The 2,897-nt window shown below is 67.5% G+C and carries 2 protein-coding genes; both read right to left on the bottom strand.

Going from position 1 to position 2,897, the window contains the following annotated elements; genetic code table 11:
* Window positions 1–6: 6 nt before the first annotated feature.
* Window positions 7–1,314 (bottom strand): nucleotide sugar dehydrogenase, encoded by a 1,308-nt coding sequence (locus VF329_08485; protein HEX7081034.1) that lies wholly within the window; start codon window positions 1,312–1,314, stop codon window positions 7–9.
* Window positions 1,315–1,447: 133 nt separating this feature from the next.
* Window positions 1,448–2,897 (bottom strand): alginate lyase family protein (locus VF329_08480; protein HEX7081033.1); only part of this gene is annotated, 1,450 nt, incomplete at its 5' end.

Below are 2,897 nucleotides of genomic sequence, written 5' to 3'. Positions count from 1 at the left end.
CGCGGCTTACCAGCAGATGCCATGGTAGTTCGGCGCCCGTACGTCGGTGACGCGAACGAAGTCGATGAGCACCTGTTCGTCGCGCAGCTCCCGCGCAACGTCGCGAAACTCCTGGTCGTGCGTACCGATCACGACCGTGTCCGCGAAGTCGAGCACCTCGCGCCTCGTGTCCGCCATGAGCCGCGAGATGTGCGGAATGCGGTTCAGGATGTAGTCGCGGTTGGCGCCGACGAGCCCCGCGAGACGCACGTTGCGATCGTAGAGCTTGAGCTCGTAACCCTTGCCGATCAGCCGCTCGATCACCTCCACCATCGGGCTCTCGCGCAGATCGTCGGTGCCGGCCTTGAAGCTGAAGCCGAGCACGCCGACACGGCGCCGCTCCTGCTCCAGGATCATCCGGAGGCCGCGCTCGATCTGGCGCTCGTTGCTCGGAAGAATCGCGCTCAGAATGGGCAGCTCGAGATCGAGCGTACGGCTCTTGTAGAGCAGCGCGCGCACGTCCTTGGGCAGGCACGAGCCGCCGAAGGCGAATCCGGGCTTCAGATAGTACGGCGAGAGATTGAGCTTGGTGTCGCGGCAGAAGATGTCCATCACCCTGTGCGCGTCGATCCCGAGCGCCTTGCAGATGTTGCCGATCTCGTTGGCAAATCCGATCTTGAGCGCGTGCCAGACGTTGTCGGTGTACTTCACCATCTCGGCCGTCTCGATGTCGGTGCGCACCACCGGCGCGTCGATGTGCGCGTAGAGCGCGAGCGCGGCGTCACCGCTCGCCGCATCGAGCTCGCCGATGACGGTCTTCGGCGGATGATGGAAGTCGTGCACCGCGCTGCCTTCGCGCAGGAACTCCGGGTTGATGCATACGCCGAACTCGATGCCCGCGCGCTTGCGCGCGAACTCCTCGAGCGTCGGGATGACCAGCCCGCGCATGGACCCGGGGAGCATGGTGCTGCGGACGACCACCGTGTGGAACGCGGATTTGCGGCGCAGCTCGCGCCCGATCTGCTCGCACACCCGGCGCACGTGGCTCAAGTCGAGCCCGCCGTTGAGCAGACTCGGCGTCCCGACGCAGACGAGGGAGACGTCGCTCGCGCGCATCGCCTCGGCGATATCCGTCGTGGCGCGCAGGCGCCCGGCCGCCGCCGCTTCGGCGATCAGCTCGCCCAAGTCCTGCTCGATGATCGGTGCGCGGCCGCGGTTGATGAGGTCGACTTTGATTTCCGCCGGATCGACGCCGATCACCTCGTGTCCCGCGCGCGCGAGGCACGCCGCCGACACGGCGCCGACGTATCCCAGCCCGAAGATGCTTACTCTCATGTCCCTATGAGGTCTTGCGCCATCGTGGCGTTGTTGTTGGAGCGCTATTTCGCCCGCTTCGTGCGGCGGCGAGTATCGGGATTGCTACCTATGGACGCGCTCCGAATCGGGCGCGGCCTCAACGCACGGCGGTTTACATCTGCCCTCCCGTCACTTCCGACTTGCTCGCTGCCGCGAGTCGTGGATCCTCGGCCGCCCGCTGCGCGGGCACACATTCGAGCACGGCGCGCAGTCGCGCCGATTCCGCGATCTCGCTGCGCCAGACCACGGTATGCGTCGGCACTTTCGCGTCGAAGCGCCGTGAGACCCAGCCGCCCCGCGGCGGCGTCTCGCCGTAGTGCAAACGCGTGCTCACCGCCTCGCACGGGCGCAGTCGCAGCACGCATCCCGCCTTCGCGGCATGGATGGTGCCGTCCGGCTCCACGCGAACCTCCACGTCCTCCGCGAAATGCCAGCAGCGCTCGGCGACGTGCGTGCCGCCGCAGTCGAGCCAGTCGACCACCTCGAGACGCCGTTGCTTCTTGTCGAACGCGAGCTCGCGCCGGTGGATCACGGGGTCGGCGAGCCGACGATAGCCGTCGTGCTCGGCGGCGAAGCGATCGAAGTCCTCGCCGATCTCCCAGCGCGTGCACTTCGCGCGTGCGTGCTGCAGCCACAGGAAGCTGCCGCCCTGCACCGACTGGTCCGCGCCGTCGACGCACACGGTATTGTGCGCCCGGGTCCCGCGGAAATACGCGCGCCACTCGCGTTCGGTATGGTAGGCGTAGGTTCCCGGGTCCACGAGGAACTCGCAGCCGCCGATCGACAAGGTGAACGCCAGCGCGTCGGCGTGTCCGTGCGCCGCGATGCGCTGGTAGCCCAGGGGGCCGGCATCGACCACGATGCGTACCTCGCCCTCGGTATCGAAGTCCGTGCCGAGCACGTAGTAGCCGCCCTCGGGGAACTGACGCGGCCAGCGGGGGCGATCGGCGTTGATCTCGCCGTACTTGACGGCGCCCGCCTCCCCGAACAGCCAGCGGCTCTTGTGGTCGAGCGCACCGGCCTTGAACTTGAAGTCCGGCCGATTGAAGAGGATTGCCCCGCTCGCGAGCAGCGAGCGGTAGGGACAGAACCCCTCCTCCTGCGACAGCCGCACGACATAGCCGTCGTCGGCATCGCCGATCATGGGAACGTTGCCGCGCGCGTCCATCACTGCGCCGATGAACTCGAGCATCCGTTCGGCGCGCTTCCAATAGGCGACCGGGAAATCGTCGCCGTTGGCGCGGCCGGCGAGCGCCGCGAGCAGCAGGAAGTCGAGCACGAACTGCTGGTAGGCGATCGCCTGCTCGCGGTTGACGCCGTCGCCCGCGTTCTGCAGATCGCACTCGCGCATCAGTTGGCACTTGGCGTACTGCCGCCACTTCCGCGTCTGCGGCCAGTACGGCCACGTATGCGCGCCGATGTAGAGACCGGCGAGCTCGCCGATCAGATGGTTGTTGGCGGAGGAGTAGCGCGACAGATTTCCCCGGATGAAGTGCATGTGCTGATACGCGGCCGCGGCGCGCGAGCACGATCCCGTCTGGGCCGTACCGCCGGGCCCGCCC

The organism is Gammaproteobacteria bacterium (genome assembly GCA_036381015.1).
GTDB lineage: Bacteria > Pseudomonadota > Gammaproteobacteria > Steroidobacterales > Rariloculaceae > ZC4RG20.
This window is presented reverse-complemented; position numbering and strand designations above follow the sequence as displayed.